This window comes from Marinomonas pollencensis (genome assembly GCF_003387375.1).
Classification (GTDB): domain Bacteria; phylum Pseudomonadota; class Gammaproteobacteria; order Pseudomonadales; family Marinomonadaceae; genus Marinomonas; species Marinomonas pollencensis.
Genome location: NZ_QUNG01000016.1, coordinates 45,143 through 68,901 on the forward strand (window position 1 = coordinate 45,143; position 23,759 = coordinate 68,901).

The following is a 23,759-nucleotide window of genomic DNA, read 5'->3' on the forward strand; positions in this document are numbered from 1 at the left end:
TTTTGGTTTTATTGAACAAGAATCTGGTCCTGATGTTTTTGCACACTTTAGTGCGATCGTCAGTGACGGCTTTAAAACATTGGCTGAAGGCCAACGCGTAGAATTTAAAGTGACACAAGGCCAAAAAGGCCCACAAGCAGAAAATATTGTTTGTATTTAAACGTCTAAGCAGCAGGCTTTTCTAGTCTACTGGTTAATATGACTTTGAAAGAAAGGTATGTCTATTTTAGGTATCGTATTAGCGGACTTACTTTAGATCCTTTTTAAAAAAAGCCCTGCTAAATCAGCAGGGCTTTTTTTGTTTTTTTAGTAAGGAATAATGAAGTTGCTTTAATCCTTCATTATATTTAGTACGATTTTCCCTAGATGGTGTTTTTTCTGGAACGCTTCTTGTGCCTTGACGATTTCTTTTAGTGGATAGGTTTGCGCTACCAGAGGTTGTATTTTTCCTTCTTCAAGGTAGTGAATTAAGTTCTGAAATACTTCTGGCGCTAAGACAGTACAGCCAAATAGGCTCAAGTCTTTTAAATACAAGGATCTGACATCGAGCTCGACGAAGGCGCCACCAATCGCGCCAGCAACGGCATAACGACCACCGGGTTTTAGTAGCTGTAAAAAGACTGGCCATGTTTTCCCTGCCACCAGATCCACCACGACATCGACACTATTTTCACCCAAGGCAGTAACAAGATCCTCTTCTCGGGTGACCACTTGGTCAGCGCCTATGTCTAAAAGTGCTAGGCGTTTACTGGCGCTGGTGATGGCAATAACGTGTGCGCCACGCGCTTTGGCTAATTGGACTGCAGCCGAGCCTACGCCGCCAGATGCTCCTGATATTAGGACAATGTCCTGTCTATTGACATTAGCTCGACTGAGCATGTTTTCCGCAGTGGAGTAAGAACAAGGAAAAGAGGCAAGTTCGGTATCGGATAAGTTGCTTTGGATAGCGTAAGCATGCCGGTTTGCAACCTTGGTGTATTCGGCAAAACCACCGTGACATTCTGAGCCAAAATAGCCTGGTGGATTAAGTGGTTCGCTGTTGTGCTCCTGTAAGCAAGGCTCAATCAGAGCACGCTCACCAATTCGCTTTGGGTCAACCGCACTGCCAACGGCGACAATGGTGCCACATACATCGGCACCTTGAATGAGTGGAAAGGTTAGTGCTTGCCCGGACCAACTGGCGTCGGCACTATCGGCTTCTCCTTTAGAATACCAAGCCAAGCGAGTGTTTATATCAGTGTTATTGATGCCAGCTGCCGCGACTCGAATTAATACATCATGGCTGGTCAATGTGGGGATTTCTAGATCATTGCGATAGTGCAGCTTATCGGTTTCACCGTGTGCTGTTAATACCACGCCACTCATGCTTTCTGGGAGGTAAATTCGTGTCTTGTTTAGCGTCTGGTTGGGCATAAATAAAGGTTACCTTTTAGTGTGTTGGTTGAGGCGTGTGCATAAGGGCTGACAAAGAAACCAATGCAGATTTGACGGCATCGGCACCGAGAATAGGCCAAGCACTGGCAATGCCTTCATGGAGCAAAAAAAGCGAGTTGGCGAGTTCTGCTCGTTGGCTCTTTAGCGCTAAAAACTGGCGCACTTCTGCTTTATGTTCTTTTACCACTTTGTTGATAATGAGGTTATCAGGAAAGGCCGCGATGGCATTCATCGATAAGCAGCCATGGGGCGCGTTTTCAGACATCCATGTTTCAAGGCGCTGAAAAATAATTTCCAGTGATGATTGAGCATTCTGATTTGGCCCATTGTCGAGAAAAGCAAGATAGCGCTGGTGGCGATACTCAAGTGCTGCTACCACCATGGCTTCCTTTGAAGGGTAGTGCTTATACAGAGTGCGTAAACTGACATTACAGGCTGTTTTTAGCTTGTCTACATTGGGTTCGGCAAAGCCGTATTGGCTAAAAGCCAGTTCAAGGCTGGCGGCGATTTGTTGTTTCAAGGTAATTGTCCTGAAGGGTAGAGTATTTATTCTACCAATAAAGGTAGAGTATTTATTCTACCAATAAAGGTAGAGTAAATACTCTACCTTCATCAATGTTTGTCCTTAGCTTTACAGATGATTTTGTTTGTAAGGAGGTGATATCTGGCTTCAATTTATCGGTATACTTAGCGTTTTTGGCACAGTATGCGTTTTGATGGCGCGGTATAAGTAAAGAGGTTGAAACAGTGAACGATGACGATGAAGCATCCTTGTTTGCTCAAGAAGTAGCAGGCATTCAGCCTTTAGAAAAAAGCGAGGTGTATCTTGGTAAAAAAGGGGCACCAGTAGATTTTCAAGCGCGTAAGCGTGCGGCCATCATGGCACAAGAAGCGGATAACAATCATTTGTCTCATGATTATGTGGAAAAAGTTGAGCCGAATGATGTCCTGGAATATAAGCGTTCTGGGGTGCAAGATGGCGTTTTTAAGCGTTTGCGCCAAGGTAAATACGGTATCGAGTCTCGCCTCGATTTGCACCAACGAACGGTCGCTCAAGCTCGGGAATTGGTTTATCAGTTCGTCGACGATTGCATGCGTAATGATATTCGCGTGGCGATTATTGTTCATGGTAAGGGGGATCGTACCCCAGACCCAGACAGTCAAGCGATGATCAAGAGTTACATCAACAAGTGGTTGCGGGATTTAGACAGTGTCATGGCCTTTCATTCTGCACAACGCTACCATGGTGGTTTGGGGGCTGTGTATGTGCTTTTTAAAAAAAGTGAAAAAGCGCGTCTTGAAAATTGGGAAAAGCATCAAAAACGCTGAATTTTCACACAAGCACCACAAAAGCATAGTGCTTTATTCGTGCAGTAAAAGTCACAAATTTGTTATAATTCCGACACCTTGCGGTCTTGAGTTCGATGAGGCTGCCCCAAAACATTCCAGTCACCGTATTCTAATTCACTAGAGGTAGAGAATGACAAATAGCACCGCACATCATCCTGCGTTTACTTTCATTCGCAGCGAATTCATCGATGCTCTAAATGTAACGGTTCAAGAATTTGAACACACAGTTACAGGCGCTAAGCATTTTCATATCGCATCAGAGAATGATGAAAACGTTTTCTTAGTCGGCCTGAAAACCGTCCCAACGGATTCTTGTGGCGTAGCGCATATTTTAGAACACACGGTTTTGTGTGGTTCGGAGCGTTTCCCCGTTCGTGATCCCTTCTTTATGATGATTCGCCGTTCCTTAAACACCTTCATGAACGCTTTCACGTCATCAGATTGGACGGCTTACCCGTTTGCCAGCAAAAACAAAAAAGATTTTCATAACTTATTAGATGTTTATTTAGATGCGGTATTTTTCTCGCGTTTAGATGAGTTGGATTTTTCTCAAGAAGGGCATCGTCTTGAATTTGCCGAGCCAACGAATCCAGACTCAGAGCTGACTTACAAAGGTGTTGTCTTTAATGAAATGAAAGGTGCCATGAGCTCGACCACGTCTGTGCTTTGGCAAACACTGACTAAGTACCTATTTCCTGATAACACCTACCACTTTAATTCTGGTGGTGAGCCAACCGACATCCCGGATCTTTCATATGATGATCTATTGGCTTTCTATCGTACCCATTACCACCCTTCAAATGCGGTATTCATGACGTTTGGTGATATACCAGCGGAGACCTTACAAACCGAGTTTGAAGAAAAAGTCTTGAGCCGTTTTGAGCGCCTAGCGACGCAAGTTAGTGTGCCAAACGCCAAACGTTACTTTTCACCAGTGCGTGTTGAAGAAGGCTATGCGGCCGACGAAGTAAAAGAAGACGGTAGCCATGTTGTCGTTGGCTGGTTGTTAGGTGAGAGTATTGATCTTGGCCAACAGTTTGAGGCGGAGCTATTGTCTAGCGTATTGTTGGACAACAGTGCATCACCGTTGCGTCGAGTGCTGGAGAGTAGTGATCTAGGTCGTGCTCCATCCCCTTTGTGTGGTCTTGAAGACAGCAATAAAGAAATGAGCTTTATGTGTGGTCTAGAGGGCGTAAAACGCGAGAACACAGCTCAAGTCGAAGCATTGATTGTGTCGACTCTTGAAGAGATTGCTAAAAATGGTATTCCTCAAGAGATGGTGGATGCCATGTTGCATCAACTCGAGTTGAGTCAGCGTGAAGTCGGTGGCGGCAGTTATCCATATGGGTTACAGCTGATTTTAGCCGGTTTATCGACCGCCGTGCATTCTGGTGATGTGATCGCACAATTGGACCTAGACCCTGTTATCGAAAGCATGCGCGAAAAAGTGCAAGACAAAGATTACATTCCAAATCTGATTCAAACCTTATTGTTGTCTAATGCTCATCGAGTGACGTTAACATTAAGCCCAGACGATGCGTTAGAAATGCGTCGTAACCAAGCAGAAAAAGACCGCTTAGGAAAAATCAAAGCGGCGTTATCAGACGAAGAAAAAGCCAATATTATCGCCCGCAGTGAGGCGCTAAAAGCGCGTCAATCGCAAGTGGATGATATGAGCATTTTGCCAAAAGTAGGTCTGGAAGATGTGCCTGCTCGATTGCCAGAATATGACAAACATCAGCAAGCGAGCGAGTTGCCTGTGACTTTTTATCCACAAGGTACCAATGGTCTGGTCTACCAGCAATTGGTGATTACACTGCCAGAATTGGATGAAGAAGAAAAAAGCCACTTGCCATTATTCTCTTCGTTAATTACCGAGTTAGGTGTGGGCGAGCAAGACTACCTTGCTATTCAAGAGCGCCAAGTTCAAGTGTGTGGTGGTTTAGGGGCATCGAACTCGATTCGTGCCAGCATTCAAGACCGTCAGACTGTCAGCGCTTATTTTGTGTTGTCATCTAAGGCCTTAGTGCCGAATGTATCCGCCATGAGTGAACTGTTAAAAGACACCATGCTGAATGTTCGCTTTGATGAGATTAGTCGTGTCAAAGAGCTGGTGGCGCAACGTCGTTCACGTCGTGAGCAATCGATTACTGGTCAAGGGCATTCATTGGCAATGACCGCTGCCGCGAGTGGTATTTCTGGTTTGTCCGCTCAGCAAGAAGAATGGGGTGGCATGACAGGCATTCGTAAAGCGATTGCGTTAGATGATGCGATGAAAGCAGGGGATGAGGCAGTAGAAAATTTATTTGCCGTCTTCTCGCGTCTGCATAAAAAATTACTACGCGCACCGAAGCAAATGCTCTTGGTTGCTGAGCCTCAGCACGAAGCCAGCATTTTAGCCTCGGTTGAGCCTGTATTTGCTGATTTACCAAAGGGTGAATCTTCAACTGTGTTTGCATTGCCGAATGTTGATCGTAAGGTAAATACTGCTTGGCTAACGGCCACACAGGTGAGCTTCTGCAGTAAAGCCTTCAAAACCGTTTCAGGGGAGCACCCAGATGTTGCGGCCTTGACCGTCTTGGGTGGTTTCCTTCGTAATGGTTTCTTACATCGCGTGATTCGAGAGCAAGGTGGTGCGTATGGTGGCGGAGCAAGCTTCGACGGTACCAACGGTGCATTCCGCTTTTATTCTTACCGTGATCCACGTTTAACGGAAACACTAGCGGATTTTGATGCTTCTATTGCGTGGTTGTTAAACGAAGAACACGGCGATGATGCTTTAGAAGAAGCGATTTTGGGTGTAATTGGCTCGATGGATAAGCCAGGCTCACCGGCTGGTGAAGCACAAAGTGATTTCTATGTTCAGCTTCATGGTCGCTCTTTGGCGTACCGCGAGGCCTTCCGTAAACGCATTCTTGCGGTGACGGTAGAGCAGTTAAAAACAGTAGCAAAAACTTACTTAACCAAAGAAAACGAGAACGTGGCAGTCGTAACGTCAACGGCTAAGCGTGCGGAATTAGAAGCATTAGGCTTTGATATTCAAACTTTATAATAAAAAACGAGACAGTTTTTTACTAACGGAAAATTAAATGGATCAGTTTCATGATATACGCCCTTACAACGACGACGAAGTCGTTGGGGTGTTGCACAACCTGGTAGACACGCCAGATTTTATTAACACTATTGTTGGCTTTCGTTTTGCTGGTTGGCCTAAATTATTGCAAGCGCCTTTGGCGTTTGCGGTAAAATTGGCGTTAAAGCGCCAAGTGGCTGGCATCAAGAACGTTCATGACTTTCAAATGCGTGTTGCGGGCTACATGGACCGTATGATCAAAACCACGACATCTGATGTAGAGTACCGTGGTATTGAAAAGCTAGAAAAAGGGGTTGGTTACTTATTTTTATCTAACCACAGAGACATCGCAATGGATCCTGCGTTTGTTAATTATGGTTTGTACTTGGCAGGCTTGGATACCGTTCGTATCGCAATAGGCGATAACTTATTACGCCGCCCGTTTGTGTCTGATCTAATGCGTCTCAATAAAAGCTTTATTGTGAAACGCTCAGCCAATGGGATTCGTGAAATGATGGCGGCTTTTGGGCAGTTATCTAGCTACATTACTCATTCTCTTACGCAAGACCAATCGAATATTTGGATTGCCCAAAAAGAAGGGCGGGCGAAAGATGGCTTAGATCAAACCGATCAAGCTCTGATCAAGATGCTTTATATGAGCCAAAAGAAAGAGAAACTGTCTTTCTCAGAGGCGATGGCCAATTTAAAAATTGTGCCAGTGTCGATTTCTTATGAATATGACCCGTGTGCCTTTGATAAAGCTCGCGAGCTCTATGAAAAATCAACCACTGGAAATTATGAGAAGGCCGAATTTGAGGACATTGATAGCATCAAGAACGGCATTGTTGGGCAAAAAGGCAAAGTGGTTGTCACCTTCGGAGATGTTCTAAAAGATGGGATTGAAACACCGGAAGCGTTAGTCGCAGAAGTGGATCGCCAAGTGATCACTAATTACGCGATTCAAGCCAGTAATGAGGCGGCATTGGCGATTCAGCAAGGCAAGCCCTCAACGGATAGTGCGTTTTCTACATACCTAGAAAGTTGTCCTGAAGAGCTACGTGACACGGTAGTGGCCATGTATGCGAACCCGTTGAAGCAGCAACAAAAATATCTAAATAAAGAGTAACTGAGGTAGCAATTGTGCGTTTAGGAATCCTGTTAAGGTCATGGGTAGGCTCCACTATTTTCTTTGTCTATTACATGTTATCCACTGTCTTTTTTGGCGTGCTTGCTCCACTCGCAACGATTCTTTTACCAAAAAATTATCGTCAGCCAGTACTCAATTTGCATAACAAAGGTTTATTGTGTTTGTTCCGCTTGTTGTGTGGCGTCAAGGTTGAGATTATTGGCCGTGAGCATATCAATAAGAATCGCCCAGTTGTGCTGGTGGCAAATCACCAAAGCGAATGGGAAACTTATATTTTACAAGTGTTGATGACACCGGTTTCAACCGTACTAAAGAAAGAGCTGTTATCTGTACCTTTCTTTGGTTGGGGATTACGCATGGTGCAACCTATTGCGATTGATCGTTCGAAACGGACTAATGCTCTAAAACAAATTATGAGTCAGGGGAAAGAGCGCCTAGAAGATGGGCGTTCAGTGTTGATCTTCCCTGAAGGTACGCGCACTAAGCCAACGGAAACCAAAGACTTTAATAAAGGGGCTGCTATGTTGGCAACCTCTGCCAAAGCGCCAATTTTACCTGTGGTTCATAATGCAGGGTACGCATGGCCAAGTAAAAGTTTCTTTAAGTTTCCTGGTTCTATTCGTATGGTGATTGGCCCAGTGATTGAATCAGAAGGCAAAAAGACATCTGAGCTACATGATGAAATGGAGCAGTGGATGCGGGCAGAAATGGCAAAACTACCAGTAGGTATTAAATAGCGTTACTGGGTGATGAGCCAATATTGATAGTCATAAAAAAAGCCGCAGATTGCGGCTTTTTTTGTTTCTGAACAGCGTGAGCTGTCAGATTATGCGTCGTATTTTTTAAATACTAGGCTGGCGTTTGTACCACCAAAACCAAAGCTGTTAGACATGATAAGATTCAAGTCAACATCGTCTTTGCGAGTCGTTACAACAGGAATATTCCCTGCTGCTTCATCTAGCTCATCAACGTTTGCAGACGCTGTGATGAATTTGTTTTCCATCATTAGCAAGCAGTAGATTGCTTCATGAACGCCAGCTGCACCCAGAGAGTGGCCAGACAGTGATTTAGTTGAGCTGACAGCTGGAATGTTATCGCCAAATGTCTCATTCACTGCTTGTAGTTCTTTCATGTCGCCAGCAGGAGTACTGGTGCCGTGAGTGTTGATGTAATCAATCTCTCCGTCAATAGTGCTCATTGCCATTTGCATACAACGTTTCGCGCCTTCACCAGAAGGAGCAACCATGTCGTAGCCATCTGAAGTCGCGCCGTAACCTACTAGTTCAGCGTAGATTTTTGCGCCACGAGCTTTAGCGTGTTCAAGCTCTTCAATAACCAAGATACCGCCACCGCCAGCGATAACAAAACCATCACGGTTTGCATCGTAAGCACGAGAAGCTTTTTCTGGTGTCTCATTGTATTTGGAAGACAAAGCGCCCATTGCATCAAACATGCATGTTTGTGCCCAGCTTTCTTCTTCACCACCACCGGCAAACACAACATCTTGTTTGCCTAGTTGGATTAGCTCCATGGCATTACCAATACAGTGTGCACTGGTAGAACAAGCAGAAGTGATGGAGTAGTTAACGCCTTTGATTTTAAATGGCGTAGCCAAACAAGCAGAAACGGTACTGCCCATAGTTTGAGTAACGCGGTATGGACCCACGCGCTTCACGCCTTTCTCACGTAGAGTGTCAGCGGATTCTACTAGGTTTTGCGCGGATGCACCGCCAGAACCAGCAATCAAACCGGTGCGGATGTTAGATACTTGCTCTTCGGTTAAGCCGGCATCTTCAATAGCTTGTTGCATAGATACATAAGCGTATGTTGCCGCGTCGCCCATAAAACGGCGAACCTTGCGGTCAATGCTTGAAGGATCTAAATCGATACGACCACAAATGTGACTACGGAAGCCCTTTTCTTTGTAATCTTCAGCGAAACGAATACCAGAACGGCCCTCGCGCAAGGAGTTTAAAACGCTCTCTTTGTCATTGCCAAGGCAGCTGACAATGCCAAGACCTGTTACTACTACACGACGCATAAATGTGCCTCTTTACTCTTAATCTTTAGAAGTTTTCTGTTGATGAGAACAAACCAACACGTAGATCTTGTGCTGTGTAAATTTCTCGACCATCAACGGATACGCTTCCGTCTGCAATTCCCATGATCAACTTACGCTCAATGACGCGCTTAAGGTGAATATGAAAGGTCACTTTTTTTGCAGTCGGAAGGATTTGGCCTGTGAATTTCACTTCACCAGAACCCAATGCGCGACCGCGGCCTTTGTTGCCTTTCCAGCCAAGGAAGAAGCCAACGAGTTGCCACATAGCATCCAAACCTAAACAGCCAGGCATGACTGGATCACCAGGGAAGTGGCATTGGAAGAACCAAAGGTCTGGGTGAATATCAAGCTCAGCTATGATTTCACCTTTACCGTATTTACCACCTTCGGTAGAAATACGAGTGATTCGATCCATCATCAGCATGTTCCCAACTGGAAGTTGAGCATTGCCTGGACCAAACATTTCGCCATGGCCGCATTGTAATAGTTCGTCTTTTTCAAACGAGGAAGCTGTAGTCATTATAATCCTATTTCCACATTCAGCGGATAACTCGATTTAGTTATGCTGAGTTGAGTGGTTCAGTTAGCAGTATAAAATCCAACGGATTATAGCGTCTCAAGGAACTAATATGAATGTTTGAGTAGAAAAAAACCAACAAGACTTCGTAAATGTCGATTATTAGCGCTGCTTTTTCTGTCATTTGATCAGAATCCTATCCCTAGAAAGAGAAATGGCACTGGTTTACTCTAGGGCAATAAAAACAATATTAAGCGCTTTTGCAGGGTGGTAACTAAAGGTGTCAATGTCATTACATAAGAACGAGTGGTTGGATAGCTGGCGTCATGAATTTGTAGATGGTTATATTGTTGGTTATGCAGGCCAATGTCATCCAGAGCGTCCCAACCTACACTTTTTACATGGTAACGGTTTTGCGGTGCAAACCTATCGCCAATTTCTGACAGCCTTTGACGAGGATTACAATTTGATTCTTCAGGAGGCGGCAGGGCATGGTAGGTCCTCTGCGGGTAAGCGATTTGTCGGTTGGAATAATACAGCGAAGCGTTTTTCAGTCAGTCTGAAAGCGCAGACGTCAACATTGCCGCAGCAACCAACCATAGGGATGGGGCACAGTTTTGGTGGCTGTATGACATTGCTGATGAGCGCTCAGCAGCCAGACCTATTTGACCGTTTGATTTTGCTGGACCCAGCTTTATTTCCACCACGCTTATTATGGCTGATGAGGACAGTAAAAATACTGGGGTTGAAACATCATGCGCCGTTAGCTAAGCAAGCCCGCCGTCGCCGCAAACAATGGGAAAGCCTCGATCAAGTTAGGGCAAACCTTACCGGTCGAGGTGCCTTTAAGGGGTGGGAGCCGGCTTGCTTAGAAGATTACATACAGCACTCAATTCGACAAGACCAAGCGTCAAAGCACTATCATTTAATATGCCCTTCATGGATGGAGGCGGCTGTCTTTTCCAGTTACCCAAAAGGGTTATGGCAGGCGATACGCTCGATTTCCGTACCAACCTATATTGTTCAAGGTGAAGAAACCTTTTCGTATTTCAAGCTCGCCTATAAGCTGGCTGAGAAAATAAATCCCAATATAAAAGTGATTGAGGTAAAAGGGGGGCATTGCTTTATGCAGCAGTATCCACAGCAAAGTGCGCAAACAGTGAAGACGTTAATATCACAGCAAGAAGTGCAGCCATAAGTGGTTTTGCTTCTTGCTGTGTGAGAGGCGCTTTTGCTTAGCTTTTTCGTTTTACTGCGCTGTTAGCCAGAGCGATAAGTGCTTGTTTATATTTCGTTTCTGGCAGGCAAGCAAGAGACTGAATAGCAAGGTCTGCTTGTTGTTGTGCTTGCTGCTGAGTGAACTCGATTGCACCACAGGCTTGTACATCGGCAATGATGGATTCTAGGTTCTCGAGCCCACCAGTCAAAATTGCTTGTCTGACTCGGTCTGCGGCTTCTTGACTGCCGTGTTTCATGGTGAAGATTAATGGCAATGTAGGTTTGCCTTCTGATAAATCGTCGCCCACACTTTTGCCCATTTCTTCCGCGGTACTGGTGTAGTCCATGACGTCATCAATCAATTGAAACGCCGTACCAACATACATGCCGTAGTCTTGTAGTGCAGTTTGATGTGCTTGATCAGCATCTGCAATTACAGCGCCACACAGAGCAGCGCCTTCGAACAGCTTGGCAGTTTTATACTGGATAACCTTGAGGTAGCTTTCTTCTGTGGTGTCGGGGTCGCCGCAGTTGATCAACTGCTGCACTTCACCTTCGGCAATAATATTGGTGGTTTCTGCCAAAATCGCCATGCAATCCATGCTGTTTATGCTAACCATTAACTGAAAGGCGCGGGTATATAAGAAATCACCAACGAGAACGCTCGGCGCATTGCCCCATTCTTCGTTCGCGGTTTTCTTACCACGGCGCATATCGGATTCGTCCACTACATCGTCATGGAGCAGTGTAGAGGTGTGGATAAACTCAATAATGGTTGCCATTTTAATGGCTTTTTCAAGTTTGTCAGAATCTAAATCGGCGCTTGCTCGAGCGGCAAGTAATACGAGTAAGGGGCGTAAGCGTTTGCCGCCATTACTAATAATGTAGTAGCCAATTTGTTCTATTAGAGGTATGTCGCTGCTGAGCTGCGACATAATATAATCATTCACTTGACCAAACTCGTTGGTCACAACATCATGGATTTGTGTGGATTGCATGCATTTTCCGAAGCTAATAAGTCCCAAGCTGAACAGCAAGTGCGCACCATGCTAGGTAAGCACCGTGCTGCGGTCAACCCAAAACATGAAAAATCTACAATAGATTGCCTTTTCTCTTGTTTTGGTTGGTGTGATTTTGTACAATCTCGCGTCCGATTTACCCACGTTTTGCTCCCTATCATATGGTAAATGGTTTTTGGTTGTATTCAATCAAGTATCAGTGCCACTAGAAGTAGGTCAAACTCAATTCAGTAGCCGGGTAAATCTTATTGGAGAAGAACATGTTTGCAGTAATTAAAACTGGCGGTAAGCAATACCGTGTACAAGAAGGCCAAACCCTTAAAGTTGAAAAACTTGCGGTTGAAGAAGGCGGTGTTGTTGAATTCAACGACGTTCTTCTTGTTAGCAATGGCGACGACGTTAAAGTTGGCGCTCCAGTTGTAGAAGGCGCAAAAGTAACAGCTGAAGTTGTTACTCACGGTCGCGGAGATAAAGTTAAAATCTTGAAATTCCGTCGTCGTAAGCACTCTATGAAGCGTATGGGTCATCGTCAGTGGTTCACAGAAGTGAAAGTCACAGGCATTAACTAAGCGCTAACTAAACTAATTTTAAGGAGTAAGTCATGGCTCATAAAAAGGCGGGTGGTAGTACTCGTAACGGTCGCGATTCCGAGTCGAAACGATTAGGTGTCAAACGTTTTGGTGGTCAAGTTGTGATCCCAGGTAACATTCTTGTTCGTCAGCGTGGTACTCAGTTCCACCCTGGAGAAGGTGTTAAGATTGGTAAAGACCACACTTTGTTTGCTGTTGCAGAAGGCCAAGTGAAATTTGAAGTAAAAGGTAAGTTTAAGCGTCGCACCGTTTCTATCGTTGCTGCTTAATCTCTGCTAAAAACTCAAAAAGAGCTCCGCGACGCGGGGCTTTTTTTTTGGAAAAATTCTATAATCAGTCTCTGTTGATTCTGATAATGCACCTAAGAGGTGAATCTGTGAAATTCGTTGATGAAGCCAGTATCTATGTAAGAGCGGGTAAAGGCGGCAATGGTTGTTTGAGCTTTTGGCGTGAAAAATTTGTAGCGAAAGGCGGTCCTGATGGCGGTGATGGCGGTGATGGTGGCAGTGTTATACTGGTTGCTGATGAGTCGCTAAACACTCTAATTGACTTTCGTTTTACCAAAAAATACATCGCAGACAGCGGTGAAGGCGGCCAAGGTCGTGATATGACCGGTTCAAAAGGGGCCGATCTTGAGATTATCGTGCCAGTTGGGACGACAGTGATTGACGAAGACACAGGAGAAACCTTAGGGGACCTTGTGAAAGTCGGTCAAAAGCTGAAAGTGGCGCAAGGCGGTCATCATGGCTTAGGTAACACGCGCTTCAAGTCCAGTACTAACCGTGCACCTCGTCAAACGACGAAAGGTACGGTAGGCGAAGAGCGTACCCTTAAGCTGGAAATGAAAGTGTTGGCCGATGTGGGTCTGCTGGGTTTGCCTAATGCTGGTAAATCCACATTTATCCGCTCAGTGTCTTCAGCTAAGCCAAAAGTAGCGGATTATCCGTTTACGACGTTAGTGCCTAATTTGGGCGTGGTAAAAGTTAAGAAGCATCAAAGCTTTGTGGTTGCTGATATTCCAGGAATCATTGAAGGCGCTTCTGAAGGTGCTGGCCTAGGTATTCGCTTCTTGAAGCACTTGGTGCGTAACCGTATCTTATTGCACATTGTTGATTTGGCGCCTTGGGATGATATTACTCCAGCCGAAGCAGCTGTGATTGCTGTTAATGAGCTTCAACAGTTCAGCCCTGCCCTTGCTCAGCGTGATCGCTGGTTGGTTCTGAATAAGACTGACATGGTGCCAGAAGACGAACTTGAAGAGCGTTGCCAGAGCGTTATTGATGCATTGGGCTGGGAAGGCAAGGCGTACCGTATTTCTGCCATTTCAGGTGAAGGTACAGAAGTGTTATGTCTTGACTTAATGACGGCGCTTGAAGAGCAGCGTGAATTGCTGGCAGACAGTGAAGAGGCGCGAGAAAAAGAGCAGGCAGTGCGTGCTTTAATCGATGAAGAAGGTCGTAATCGAATCCTGTCGTTGCGTGAGAAGCGCCGTAAAGCCGGTCAGTTGCTAGACGACGAAGACTTTGACGACGATGATTATGATGTGGACGTAGAGTACGTTCGTTAATTAGATGAGAAGATAAGCAGTATCATGGATATACGAGAGAGAGTTGCTAAAGCGCACCGTGTGGTAGTGAAAATTGGCAGTGCGTTGTTGACCAATGACGGTCAGGGGCTTGATGTAGCCCGTATTGGCCTTTGGGTTGCGCAAATTGCGGAACTCAGAGCACAAGGCAAGGAAGTTGTCTTGGTGTCATCAGGCTCCATTGCAGCTGGCATGAAGCGTTTAGGTTTCTCTTCTCGACCCACCCAAGTCAATGAGCTTCAGGCCGCGGCGGCTGTGGGGCAAATGGAGTTGGTGGGTGTCTATGAGTCTCATTTTGAGCGTCATGATTTGTGCACCGCGCAGATCTTATTAACCCATGATGATTTATCGAATCGACGTCGCTATTTAAACGCACGATCTTCGTTGAGAACGCTGCTGAATCTTGGTGTTGTACCCATAGTTAATGAAAATGACACGGTTGTAACCGACGAAATTCGTTTTGGCGATAACGATACGTTGGGGGCGCTGGTTGCGAACCTTGTTGAGGCCGACGTATTAATTATTTTGACGGATCAGCTAGGATTGTTTGATAAGAATCCTCGTGACTATGCTGATGCCAAATTACTGCCACATGTATCCGCTTCCGATAATCGTCTAGAAGCCATGGCGAGCGGTAGAGCTGGTGCATTAGGTAGTGGTGGTATGTTGACAAAAATCCGGGCGGCTCGGTTAGCGGCTCGTTCTGGCGCTGATACACTCATTGCTTCTGGGCGAGAAGAGAGTGTCATTGTGAGAGCGGCGAGTGGCGAAGTGATTGGCACTTGGTTAGAGCCAGATCACGGTCGACAAGCGGCGCGTAAGTTATGGTTGGCAGGTCACCTTAAGAGTCGAGGTTCTTTGGTACTTGATGCAGGGGCTGTAAAAGCTCTGCGCAAGGAAGGGACAAGTTTGTTGGCAGTGGGTGTTAAAGACGCAGAGGGCAGCTTCTCGCGCGGCGACATGGTGCTTTGCGTTGATGAGCAAGGTGTTGTGGTTGCTAGAGGCTTGGTGAACTACAGTGTGGCTGAAACATTAAAGTTATTGGGTCGTTCTTCTTCTGAGATCGGTGCGATACTGGGCTACGAAGGTGAGCCTGAGTTAGTACACCGTGATAACTTGGTAATAGTGTAATTAGGTTAAGTATTTCATTGTTTTCTGGGAGTGTGTAATGGCAAAGCCGGGGCAGTCTGGTTTGGCGCGAGTGTTGAGTGCATCTCGCTATTCTTATCAAGGTCTAAAAGCGCAATGGCAGCATGAGGCTGCATTTCGCCAAGAGTTATGCCTATTTATTATCGCTCTTCCTTTCGCGCTTTGGTTGGGTGATACGGCATTGGAGAGAGCGGTGCTGATTTTTTCTGTCGGCATGGTGTTGATTGTTGAAACGCTGAATTCAAGTGTTGAGGCTGTGGTGGATAGAATCAGTGATGAACACCACGAGCTATCAGGTCGGGCTAAAGACTTAGGATCGGCTGCGGTTATGCTGACGCTGTTATTGGCGGTAGTTGTGTGGTGTGTTGTGCTGATTAGTTAGTATTGGCAGGGTAGAAAATTAAGATATAAAAAAACCGGCATAAGCCGGTTTTTTTATAGGTATTAGGCCAGTGCTTTGATTTTAGCACTCAAGCGGCTCTTATGACGAGCTGCTTTGTTTTTGTGATATAGGCCTTTATCAGCTGCTTTGTCTAGCTTAGATGTAGCTAGAACGTAAGCTGCTTGTGCATCAGCTTGATTACCTGCTTCGATGGCTGCATCTACTTTTTTCAAGTATGTGCGAACCATAGAGCGCAGGCTACCATTATGAGCGCGACGTTTGATCGCCTGGCGCGCACGTTTTTTTGAACCGGCGGAATTTGCCACAGTCTGGCTCCTTTCGTTTATATTAGGAAACGGCACAGCACTGTGCTGCGTCGTGAAATCAATGTCAAGTATGACTTCATAATCTCGCGGCGGATTTTACCAGTTTTTGAGCATGCCACAACCCCATTATACAAATAATCACCAAATCTACTGGCTTATTTCCCTAACTTGTTATGGTTTCAGGTGTTATTCTTGCTCCAATTTGTTGGAATGGTTAACAAAATTACTATGTCGGAAAATAAAATCACCCCGAAAAAAACACCTAAAAATACTTCATTGTTGCGATCGGGTGTCTTGGTGTCCATATGTACCTTTTTGTCTCGTATCTTGGGTTTGGCTCGAGATTCCGCATTGGCGTATGTTTTAGGAGCAAGTGCAGGAGCTGATGCTTTTTATGTGGCATTTAAAATCCCCAACTTCTTTCGGCGTTTATTTGCGGAAGGGGCATTTGCTCAGGCCTTTGTTCCGGTTTTAAGTGATTATCGGGTAAATGAGAGCAAAGAAGAGGTGCGCGCACTGATCTCCGCCGTGTCTGGCTCGTTAGCATTGGTGTTGTTAGTGGTAACAGCTTTATTTATGGTGTGCGCGCCATGGGTGGTTTACGTCTTTGCTCCAGGTTTTGCTGCGGATGGCGAACAAGCGCGTCTTGCCTCTGAGTTATTAACCATTACCTTCCCTTATTTATTGTTTATTTCTCTCACCGCATTGGCGGGGGGCATACTGAATGCTCACGGTGAGTATGCGGTGCCTGCGATTACGCCAATATTTCTTAATATTAGTTTGTTGATTGCCACCTTGGTGTTTGCACGAAATGCCCTAGCAGCAGAAACTGCCGTAGCGTGGGGGGTGTTTTTTGCTGGTTTGGTTCAGTTGTTGTTCCAAATGCCATTTCTGGCGCGCCTCAAGTTATTGCCGATGCCAACGTTGCAATTTCGCCATCCTGGTGTGAAACGCATTCTGATCTTGATTGGCCCTGCTTTGTTTGGTGTGTCGGTCGGGCAAATTAACTTACTACTGGATACCGTGCTGGCGTCGTTCTTACAGACGGGCAGTATTACTTGGTTGTATTTGTCTGATCGCTTGTATGAATTGCCACTAGGGATCTTTGCCATTGCGATTAGTACCGTGATTTTGCCGTCTTTGTCGCGCAGTTTTGCGGGTAAAGACCCCAAGGCCTTCTCAGCTACGTTGGATTGGGCTCTACGTATGCTGTTATTGATCGCAGTGCCTTCTGCTTTGGCGTTGTTTATGTTGGCGGAGCCGTTGATTGCGACTATTTTTTATCGCGGCGAATTAACAGCCTTAGATGTCACTAAGGCGGCCCAAAGCTTACAAGCGTATTCTTTAGGGCTGATTTTTATGATGTTGATTAAAGTGTTAGCGCCGGGTTATTACGCGCGACAGGATACTCGAACGCCGGTACGGATTGGTATTATTGCGATGGTAGCCAATATGGTATTCAACTTGATTTTGGTGTGGCCATTGGGGCATGTTGGCTTGGCTTTGGCGACCAGTTTGTCTGCTGCACTAAATGCATTTTTGCTATGGCGAGGGTTACGCAAGCAGGGGCATCATCATTTTTCTCGTCAGTGGAAATTGATTTCTAGAGTGCTAATTGTGGCAACGGCAGCGCTAGCCGTGTGGATCTATGTTTTTCTCCAGCAGGGGTTAGTATGGACACAAATGAGCGATTTGCATCGAGTGGGTGAAGTTTTATTGGTCGTGATCGGTGGTGTTGCTGTTTATATTGTTGGGGCAGGCGTGATGGGGCTGCGACCATCTTCTTTTAAACACTAGATCGAGTTACTCACTAGGGCCGGTATATCTTGCTGAGGTTGTGCTTGTTCTAGCCTACCTTCGGGTGGTGATCTGCTATATAATCTCGGTTATTTTTTCGGCACTGGGTGGAATGATCTTGAACGAGGTACTATGGAGTTAATACGCGGTATTCATAATATCCGTTCAAAGCATAAAGAAAGTGTGCTGACGATAGGGAATTTTGATGGGGTTCATCGTGGGCATCATGCCATTTTGAGCCGCGTCAAAGCGTTGGCGGAACATTATCAGGTACCTGCGGGTATTATGATTTTTGAACCCCAGCCGAGAGAGTTCTTTACACCAGATAGAGCGCCAGGTCGCATTAGTCGATTGCGTGATAAAGTGCGTTTCTTACAGGGGCAGGGAATTGACTATGTGTTGTGCTTGCCCTTTAACCCTAAGCTCCAACAATTAGACGCTCAGGCCTTTTGTCAGCGTATTTTGTATCAAGGTCTTTCTATACGCCATTTGGTGGTGGGTGATGACTTTCGTTTTGGCTGTGATCGTCAAGGTGACTTCGCTTACCTCAAGGCATTTGGAGAAAACCATGGCTTTGATGTGGAAAATACACCGTCGGTTTTAAATCTTAATGGCGAGCGCATTAGCAGTACATTAGTACGCCAAGCGTTAGAAGTTGGGGATATTGCCGCGGCGCAAGAAAATATGGGGCACCCAGTCGTTTTAGGTGGGCGAGTGGTTGGCGGTCAGAAACTAGGCCGCACCTTGGGGTTTCCTACTGCGAATGTTTATTTAAAGGGAACACAGCCTGCGTTATCAGGGGTCTACGCGGTACAGCTTAGTGTTAATGGCATGACCCATAACGGGGTAGCGAATATTGGCGTGCGCCCCACAGTGCAAGGTAAAACGCCCATACTAGAAGTACATCTTTTTAATTTTAATGGAGACCTGTACGACCAGTATGTACAGGTAACTTTCTGCCGCTTTATTAGGGCAGAGCGAAAAATGGCCAGCTTAGATGCGCTGGAACAACAAATTCAATGCGATAAAGAAGAAGCAATACACTTCTTTGCCTAATCAGTGAACTGATGATCTTTGAGGATAATTCGATAAACCATGAGTGATTATAAACCGACGCTTAATTTGCCAAAGACTGATTTCCCAATGCGTGGAGACTTGGCAAAACGTGAACCTGCAATGCTGAAGCAATGGCAGGATATGGATCTGTATAACAAAGTACGCGAAGTCAGCAAAGGCCGTAAATCTTTTATTCTTCATGATGGTCCTCCATACGCAAATGGCAGCATTCACATTGGTCACGCGGTTAACAAAATCCTCAAAGATATTATTGTTAAGTCTAAAACCGTCAGTGGCTTTGATGCGCCTTATATCCCTGGTTGGGACTGTCATGGTTTGCCTATTGAGCACAAAGTAGAGCAGATGATTGGCAAAGCAGGTACGAAAGTATCCTATAAAGAATTCCGGGCAAAATGTCGTGAATACGCTTACACGCAAATTGAAGCTCAGAAAAAAGACTTTATCCGTTTAGGTGTAATGGGTGACTGGGAAAACCCGTATCTAACGATGAACTTCCAAACCGAAGCAAACATCGTTCGTGCACTGGGGAAAATCGCTGAAAATGGCCATTTAGTAAAAGGCTTTAAGCCAGTTTACTGGAGTGTGGTGGGCGGCTCTGCCTTGGCGGAAGCCGAAGTGGAATACCAAGACAAAACATCCTTGTCTCTAGATGTGCGTTACGCTCCTCAAGACGAAGCGGCGTTATTGGCTAAATTCTCTGATGTGGCTGGCGAAGGCAAGGTGTCTGTTGTTATTTGGACAACCACACCTTGGACATTACCAGCAAGCCAAGCGGTTTCTGTGCATCCTGAGTTTAACTACGCCTTGGTGGAAGTTGACATGGGCTTGGGCAAAGAGCGCTTAATCGTGGCTGAAGACATGGTTGAAGGCTTGATGACTCGCTACGGCGTGACAGACTTCACGATTGTTGGTCGTGCTGTTGGTGCAGAGTTAAAAGGCACTGTCTTGAATCATCCGTTCCTAGAGCGTGATATTCCAGTGATCCTTGGTGAGCACGTAACGACAGAAGCGGGTACGGGTTGTGTGCACACCGCCCCAGACCATGGTGTAGATGACTTTAACGTGGGTCGTGAAAATGGCATTGGCACGATTAACCTAGTACAAGATAACGGTGTCTACTCTGATGCAGCGGGTGAATTCGCTGGCATGCATGTATACAAAGTAGATGGCGCAGTACTTGAAGCGCTAAATCGCAACAACGCTTTGGTATTTGAGTCGAAAATTTTCCATAGTTACCCACATTGCTGGCGTACTAAAACACCTTTGATCTTCCGTGCAACACCGCAGTGGTTCATCAGCATGACCCAAGAAGGTTTGCTGGATGCTGCTAAGCATGCCGTTGAAGGTGTTAAATGGGTACCAAGTTGGGGACAAAATCGCATGGAAGGGATGTTGAATAACAGCCCGGATTGGTGTGTGTCTCGTCAGCGTACTTGGGGTGTGCCAATTGCTTTGTTTATCAACAAAGAAACACAAGAGCTGCACCCAGAAACACCACGCTTAATTGAAGAAGTGGCAAAACGTATCGAACAAGAAGGTATAGACGCTTGGTTCGAGATGGATGCTGAAACGCTGTTGGGCGACGAAGCAGCCAAATACAGTAAGGTAACAGATACGTTAGATGTATGGTTTGATTCAGGGGTAACACATTACTCAGTAATCGATCAGCGTGAAGAGCTAAACTTCCCAGCAGATTTGTACTTGGAAGGTTCGGATCAGCACCGTGGTTGGTTCCAGTCATCATTGAAAACGTCCATCGCGATTCGCGGTGTGCCACCGTACAAACAAGTGCTGACACATGGTTTTACAGTGGATGGTGACGGCCGCAAGATGTCGAAGTCATTGGGTAACGTGTTGTCACCACAAAAGGTGATGGATACATTAGGTGCAGACATCATCCGTTTGTGGGTTGCGGCAACGGACTACACCACTGAAATGACAGTGTCTGATGAAATTCTGAAACGAGTGGCTGACTCATACCGTCGTATTCGTAATACCGCACGCTTTATGTTGTCTAACTTAAGTGGCTTTAATCCAGCGACAGATGTAGTAGCAAGTAAAGACATGTTGGCGTTAGATCGTTGGATCGTAGATCGTGCTGCTTTGTTGCAAACTGAATTAGATACCGCTTACAACGAGTACCAGTTCCACACAGTGAACCAGAAAATCCAAAATTTCTGTTCTGTGGACCTAGGTGGCTTCTATCTGGATATCATCAAAGACCGTCAGTACACGACACAGCCAAATAGTTTGGCGCGTCGTTCTGCACAAACGGCTTTGTACCATATTATGGAAGCATTCACTCGTTGGATCTCACCAATCTTGAGCTTTACTGCCGATGAGTTGTGGCAGGCGATGCCAGGTGAGCGCAGTGAGTCTGTGTTCTTAGAAACTTGGTACGAAGGCTTGGCAACATTGTCTGGCGATGAGCCAATGGGGCGTGAGTTCTGGAAGCAAGTGTTAGAAGCGAAAGTAGCAACCAACAAGGTATTAGAAGCTGCGCGCAGTGAAGGCAAAATGAAAGCCAGCTTAAGCGCAGAAATCACCTTGTACTGTGATGATGCGTTACAAGCAACTTTGGCTCGCCTTGATGATGAACTACGTTTTGTACTCATCTCTTCTGATGTGAAGGTATTGCCACTTGCGCAAGCGGGTGAAGATGCGGTTGCAACGGATCTTGATGGTTTGAAAGTCGTTGTGACTTTAAGTAGCAATGCGAAATGTGTTCGTTGTTGGCATCACCGTCCAGAAGTAGGTCAGCGCAGTGAGCACCCTGAGCTGTGTGATCGTTGTATTTCGAATCTACCAGATGGAGAAGGTGAGCAACGCCTTTACGCTTAATGACCATTCGTCTTATATGGCAACAAGTCCAGCGCTGGTGGGCGCTGGCTCTTGTTATTTTTGCCCTAGATTGGCTGACCAAGCAATGTGTTGAAGCAAGCATTGCCTATGGTCAGTCTATTCCTGTCCTTCCCTTTTTTGATTTAACTCTGCGCTATAATACCGGTGCCGCCTTTAGCTTTTTAGCTGATGCCGGTGGTTGGCAGCGTTGGTTTTTTTCTTTAATTGCTTTGGCCGTCGTGGTGGGAATTAGCTGGCGGTTAGTTAAAGTTGCGACAACCAATCGACTAGAAGCGCTCTCATTGAGTTTGATTTTAGGCGGCGCGGTTGGCAATTTATATGATCGCTTGGTCTATGGTCATGTTGTTGATTTTCTTGAATTCCATTGGCAGCAGTCTTGGTACTTTCCTGCGTTTAATGTAGCGGATAGTGCCATTACCATTGGTGTTGTTTTGATGTTGTTAGAAAGTGTGCTGGCGAAGCCACAAAAAGGTCCGAAAGAATGAATGTAATTACCACTAACAGTCAGGTGACTTTACACTTTGAGTTGTCTTTAGAAGACGGCCAAATAGTCGATTCCAATTTCGCTCATGAGCCGGCGCGCTTTGTTTTTGGTGATGGCAACTTATTACCTGCCTTTGAAGAAGTCTTGATTGGTATGACTGTCGGTCAAGAAGGTCAATTTGAAATGACACCTGAGCAGGCCTTTGGCGCTCGCAATGAAAGTAATATCCAGCGCATACCCCGCTCTCAATTCTCCATGGATTTAGAAGAAGGAATGGTGGTGTCGTTTGCTGATGCGAGTAAAAATGAATTGCCAGGGGTGATTGCAGAAATTGGTGAGCATGATGTGCTAGTAGATTTTAATCACCCGTTGTCAGGTCGCACTTTAACTTACCGCGTACAAATTGTCTCAGTAGAGGAGGCAGCATGAGTTTTGCCATTCAATTAGCCAACCCGCGTGGCTTTTGTGCAGGTGTAGATAGAGCAATCGACATTGTAAACCGGTGTTTAGATTTATTTGAGGCCCCCATCTTTGTTCGTCACGAAGTGGTACATAACAAGTTTGTTGTTGAGTCCCTCAAATCACGGGGTGCGGTATTTGTTAATGAGCTAGATGAAGTGCCAGATGACAATATTGTTATCTTTAGTGCTCATGGTGTTTCCAAAGCCGTTCGTGATGAAGCGGAAAAACGTGGGTTAAAAGTATTTGATGCAACCTGCCCCCTTGTTACTAAGGTTCATTTGGAAGTTGTTCGTTATTCACGTGATGGCGCTGAGTGTATTTTGATTGGCCACGATGGACACCCTGAAGTTGAAGGGACCATGGGACAATATGACAATAAACAAGGCGGTGCTATTTATCTTGTGGAAAATCCAGATGATGTGGCGAAGCTAAAGGTTGAAAACCCAGACAAGCTTGCCTTTGTGACTCAAACGACGCTTTCTATGGATGATACATCTGTCGTGATTGATGCGTTACGTCATCACTTCCCTAATATTAAAGGGCCAAAGAAAGATGACATTTGTTATGCGACACAAAACCGTCAAGATGCGGTGAAGACCTTGGCAAAAGAATCCGAGTTGGTGTTAGTTGTAGGGTCTGTTAATAGTTCCAATTCGAATCGCTTAAGAGAGTTGGCTGAACGGATGGGAGCAAAAGCCCATTTGATTGATAATGCGAGTGAAATCCAAAGTGATTGGTTGTCTGGCGTGAGAAGCGTTGGCGTTACCGCTGGCGCGTCAGCACCGGAAGTGCTAATTAATGAAGTGATAGACCGTCTTATCCAAGAAGGGGGTAGCGCGCCAGAAGAGCTTAAAGGTAGAGAAGAGAATGTTTCTTTTTCTATGCCGAAAGAGCTGAGGATTGTTGAATTATAAGTGTCTTGCAGTTTTATTTTAAAAAAATGAAAGTTTTATTAAAAAGCGCTTGCACTAAAGTTTTTACGATGTATTATACGCACCCACTGACACGGACAACGACGCAAACAACGCTTTGCAACTTAGCTTGCTAAGTAAGTCGACCGACAAGTCAGACGCTCTTTAAAATAGATAATCAGATAATTTGTGTGGGCGCTCGCTGGAGTCTTCAGAAGATCATCGCAGTTCGGTTTTACCGGAATGTAGTTGATCAAAAAAATTGAAGACTTACGAGAGTCAAACACGTCAATTCGCTTTATGTTGATTGTTCT

At 45.5% G+C, this 23,759-nt stretch carries 24 protein-coding genes; 17 read left to right on the forward strand and 7 right to left on the reverse strand.

What is annotated here, in order from left to right; all coding sequences use genetic code 11:
- The coding region (locus tag DFP81_RS16420; RefSeq protein WP_147299459.1) for a cold-shock protein at positions 1–160 on the forward strand (160 nt) is incomplete at its 5' end.
- Between the two features lie 170 nt (positions 161–330).
- Here the strand turns inward: DFP81_RS16420 and DFP81_RS16425 are convergent.
- Together DFP81_RS16425 and DFP81_RS16430 are read right to left on the reverse strand one after the other, a co-directional pair.
- The gene (locus DFP81_RS16425; protein WP_115898977.1) at positions 331–1,413 is read right to left on the reverse strand and encodes an alcohol dehydrogenase family protein; all 1,083 of its coding nucleotides are present in this window, start codon (positions 1,411–1,413) and stop codon (positions 331–333) included.
- Positions 1,414–1,429: 16 nt separating this feature from the next.
- Positions 1,430–1,954, reverse strand: a complete 525-nt coding sequence (locus DFP81_RS16430; protein WP_115898978.1) for a TetR/AcrR family transcriptional regulator — start codon at positions 1,952–1,954, stop codon at positions 1,430–1,432.
- Positions 1,955–2,181: 227 nt separating this feature from the next.
- On the opposite strand from DFP81_RS16430, the gene smrA reads away from it, so the two are divergent.
- The 4 genes from smrA to DFP81_RS16450 all read left to right on the forward strand — a co-directional run bounded on the left by smrA (position 2,182) and on the right by DFP81_RS16450 (position 7,741).
- Entirely contained in the window at positions 2,182–2,763 is a 582-nt protein-coding gene (gene smrA, locus DFP81_RS16435) for a DNA endonuclease SmrA (RefSeq protein ID WP_115898979.1), read from the forward strand.
- Positions 2,764–2,914: 151 nt separating this feature from the next.
- The gene (locus DFP81_RS16440) at positions 2,915–5,836 is read left to right on the forward strand and encodes an insulinase family protein (RefSeq protein ID WP_115898980.1); all 2,922 of its coding nucleotides are present in this window, start codon (positions 2,915–2,917) and stop codon (positions 5,834–5,836) included.
- Positions 5,837–5,873: 37 nt separating this feature from the next.
- Positions 5,874–6,983, forward strand: coding sequence for a 1-acyl-sn-glycerol-3-phosphate acyltransferase (locus tag DFP81_RS16445; protein ID WP_115898981.1), 1,110 nt, complete (start codon positions 5,874–5,876; stop codon positions 6,981–6,983).
- Between the two features lie 14 nt (positions 6,984–6,997).
- The gene (locus tag DFP81_RS16450; protein WP_245959199.1) at positions 6,998–7,741 is read left to right on the forward strand and encodes a lysophospholipid acyltransferase family protein; all 744 of its coding nucleotides are present in this window, start codon (positions 6,998–7,000) and stop codon (positions 7,739–7,741) included.
- A gap of 89 nt (positions 7,742–7,830) precedes the next feature.
- On the opposite strand, the gene fabB is transcribed toward DFP81_RS16450, so the two are convergent.
- On the reverse strand, positions 7,831–9,045 hold the full coding sequence (gene fabB / locus DFP81_RS16455; RefSeq protein ID WP_115898983.1) for a beta-ketoacyl-ACP synthase I: 1,215 nt from the start codon (positions 9,043–9,045) through the stop codon (positions 7,831–7,833).
- Between the two features lie 25 nt (positions 9,046–9,070).
- Entirely contained in the window at positions 9,071–9,586 is a 516-nt protein-coding gene (fabA, locus tag DFP81_RS16460; RefSeq protein WP_115898984.1) for a 3-hydroxyacyl-[acyl-carrier-protein] dehydratase FabA, read from the reverse strand.
- Between the two features lie 283 nt (positions 9,587–9,869).
- On the opposite strand from fabA, the gene DFP81_RS16465 reads away from it, so the two are divergent.
- Positions 9,870–10,781, forward strand: coding sequence for an alpha/beta hydrolase (locus tag DFP81_RS16465; protein WP_115898985.1), 912 nt, complete (start codon positions 9,870–9,872; stop codon positions 10,779–10,781).
- A gap of 37 nt (positions 10,782–10,818) precedes the next feature.
- Here DFP81_RS16465 and ispB read toward each other — a convergent pair whose 3' ends face one another.
- Positions 10,819–11,799 carry an octaprenyl diphosphate synthase gene (gene ispB, locus DFP81_RS16470; RefSeq protein ID WP_115898986.1) on the reverse strand — a complete coding sequence of 327 codons (981 nt, stop codon included), beginning with the start codon at positions 11,797–11,799 and terminating at the stop codon, positions 10,819–10,821.
- A gap of 281 nt (positions 11,800–12,080) precedes the next feature.
- On the opposite strand from ispB, the gene rplU reads away from it, so the two are divergent.
- From rplU to DFP81_RS16495, 5 genes are all read left to right on the forward strand, one after another.
- Positions 12,081–12,389: a 50S ribosomal protein L21 gene (rplU, locus tag DFP81_RS16475; RefSeq protein WP_115898987.1), complete on the forward strand. Its 309-nt coding sequence runs from the start codon at positions 12,081–12,083 to the stop codon at positions 12,387–12,389.
- A 32-nt stretch (positions 12,390–12,421) separates the two neighbouring features.
- Entirely contained in the window at positions 12,422–12,679 is a 258-nt protein-coding gene (rpmA, locus tag DFP81_RS16480) for a 50S ribosomal protein L27 (RefSeq protein ID WP_115898988.1), read from the forward strand.
- A 107-nt stretch (positions 12,680–12,786) separates the two neighbouring features.
- The gene (gene cgtA, locus DFP81_RS16485; protein WP_115898989.1) at positions 12,787–13,977 is read left to right on the forward strand and encodes an Obg family GTPase CgtA; all 1,191 of its coding nucleotides are present in this window, start codon (positions 12,787–12,789) and stop codon (positions 13,975–13,977) included.
- 24 nt (positions 13,978–14,001) lie between these two features.
- The gene (gene proB, locus DFP81_RS16490; protein ID WP_115898990.1) at positions 14,002–15,126 is read left to right on the forward strand and encodes a glutamate 5-kinase; all 1,125 of its coding nucleotides are present in this window, start codon (positions 14,002–14,004) and stop codon (positions 15,124–15,126) included.
- A gap of 37 nt (positions 15,127–15,163) precedes the next feature.
- A complete protein-coding gene (locus tag DFP81_RS16495) occupies positions 15,164–15,526 on the forward strand; it encodes a diacylglycerol kinase (protein WP_115898991.1) in 363 nt (120 codons plus the stop codon).
- A 62-nt stretch (positions 15,527–15,588) separates the two neighbouring features.
- On the opposite strand, the gene rpsT is transcribed toward DFP81_RS16495, so the two are convergent.
- Positions 15,589–15,852 (reverse strand): 30S ribosomal protein S20, encoded by a 264-nt coding sequence (gene rpsT / locus DFP81_RS16500; RefSeq protein ID WP_115898992.1) that lies wholly within the window; start codon positions 15,850–15,852, stop codon positions 15,589–15,591.
- A gap of 228 nt (positions 15,853–16,080) precedes the next feature.
- On the opposite strand from rpsT, the gene murJ reads away from it, so the two are divergent.
- From murJ to ispH, 6 genes are all read left to right on the forward strand, one after another.
- On the forward strand, positions 16,081–17,649 hold the full coding sequence (gene murJ / locus DFP81_RS16505) for a murein biosynthesis integral membrane protein MurJ (RefSeq protein ID WP_115898998.1): 1,569 nt from the start codon (positions 16,081–16,083) through the stop codon (positions 17,647–17,649).
- Positions 17,650–17,781: 132 nt separating this feature from the next.
- The gene (ribF, locus tag DFP81_RS16510) at positions 17,782–18,705 is read left to right on the forward strand and encodes a bifunctional riboflavin kinase/FAD synthetase (protein ID WP_115898993.1); all 924 of its coding nucleotides are present in this window, start codon (positions 17,782–17,784) and stop codon (positions 18,703–18,705) included.
- A 39-nt stretch (positions 18,706–18,744) separates the two neighbouring features.
- Complete coding sequence (gene ileS / locus DFP81_RS16515) at positions 18,745–21,567, forward strand: isoleucine--tRNA ligase (protein WP_115898994.1); 2,823 nt, start codon at positions 18,745–18,747, stop codon at positions 21,565–21,567.
- Positions 21,567–22,073, forward strand: coding sequence for a signal peptidase II (lspA, locus tag DFP81_RS16520; protein WP_115898995.1), 507 nt, complete (start codon positions 21,567–21,569; stop codon positions 22,071–22,073). The genes ileS and lspA overlap by 1 nt, the downstream gene beginning before the upstream one ends.
- The gene (locus DFP81_RS16525) at positions 22,070–22,501 is read left to right on the forward strand and encodes an FKBP-type peptidyl-prolyl cis-trans isomerase (protein ID WP_115898996.1); all 432 of its coding nucleotides are present in this window, start codon (positions 22,070–22,072) and stop codon (positions 22,499–22,501) included. The genes lspA and DFP81_RS16525 overlap by 4 nt, the downstream gene beginning before the upstream one ends.
- Positions 22,498–23,448: a 4-hydroxy-3-methylbut-2-enyl diphosphate reductase gene (gene ispH, locus DFP81_RS16530; protein ID WP_115898997.1), complete on the forward strand. Its 951-nt coding sequence runs from the start codon at positions 22,498–22,500 to the stop codon at positions 23,446–23,448. Before DFP81_RS16525 ends, ispH begins: the two co-directional genes overlap by 4 nt.
- Positions 23,449–23,570: 122 nt before the next feature.
- On the opposite strand, the gene DFP81_RS18380 is transcribed toward ispH, so the two are convergent.
- Positions 23,571–23,759, reverse strand: a 189-nt coding sequence (locus DFP81_RS18380; protein WP_220342945.1) for a hypothetical protein, incomplete at its 5' end; no start/stop codon positions are given.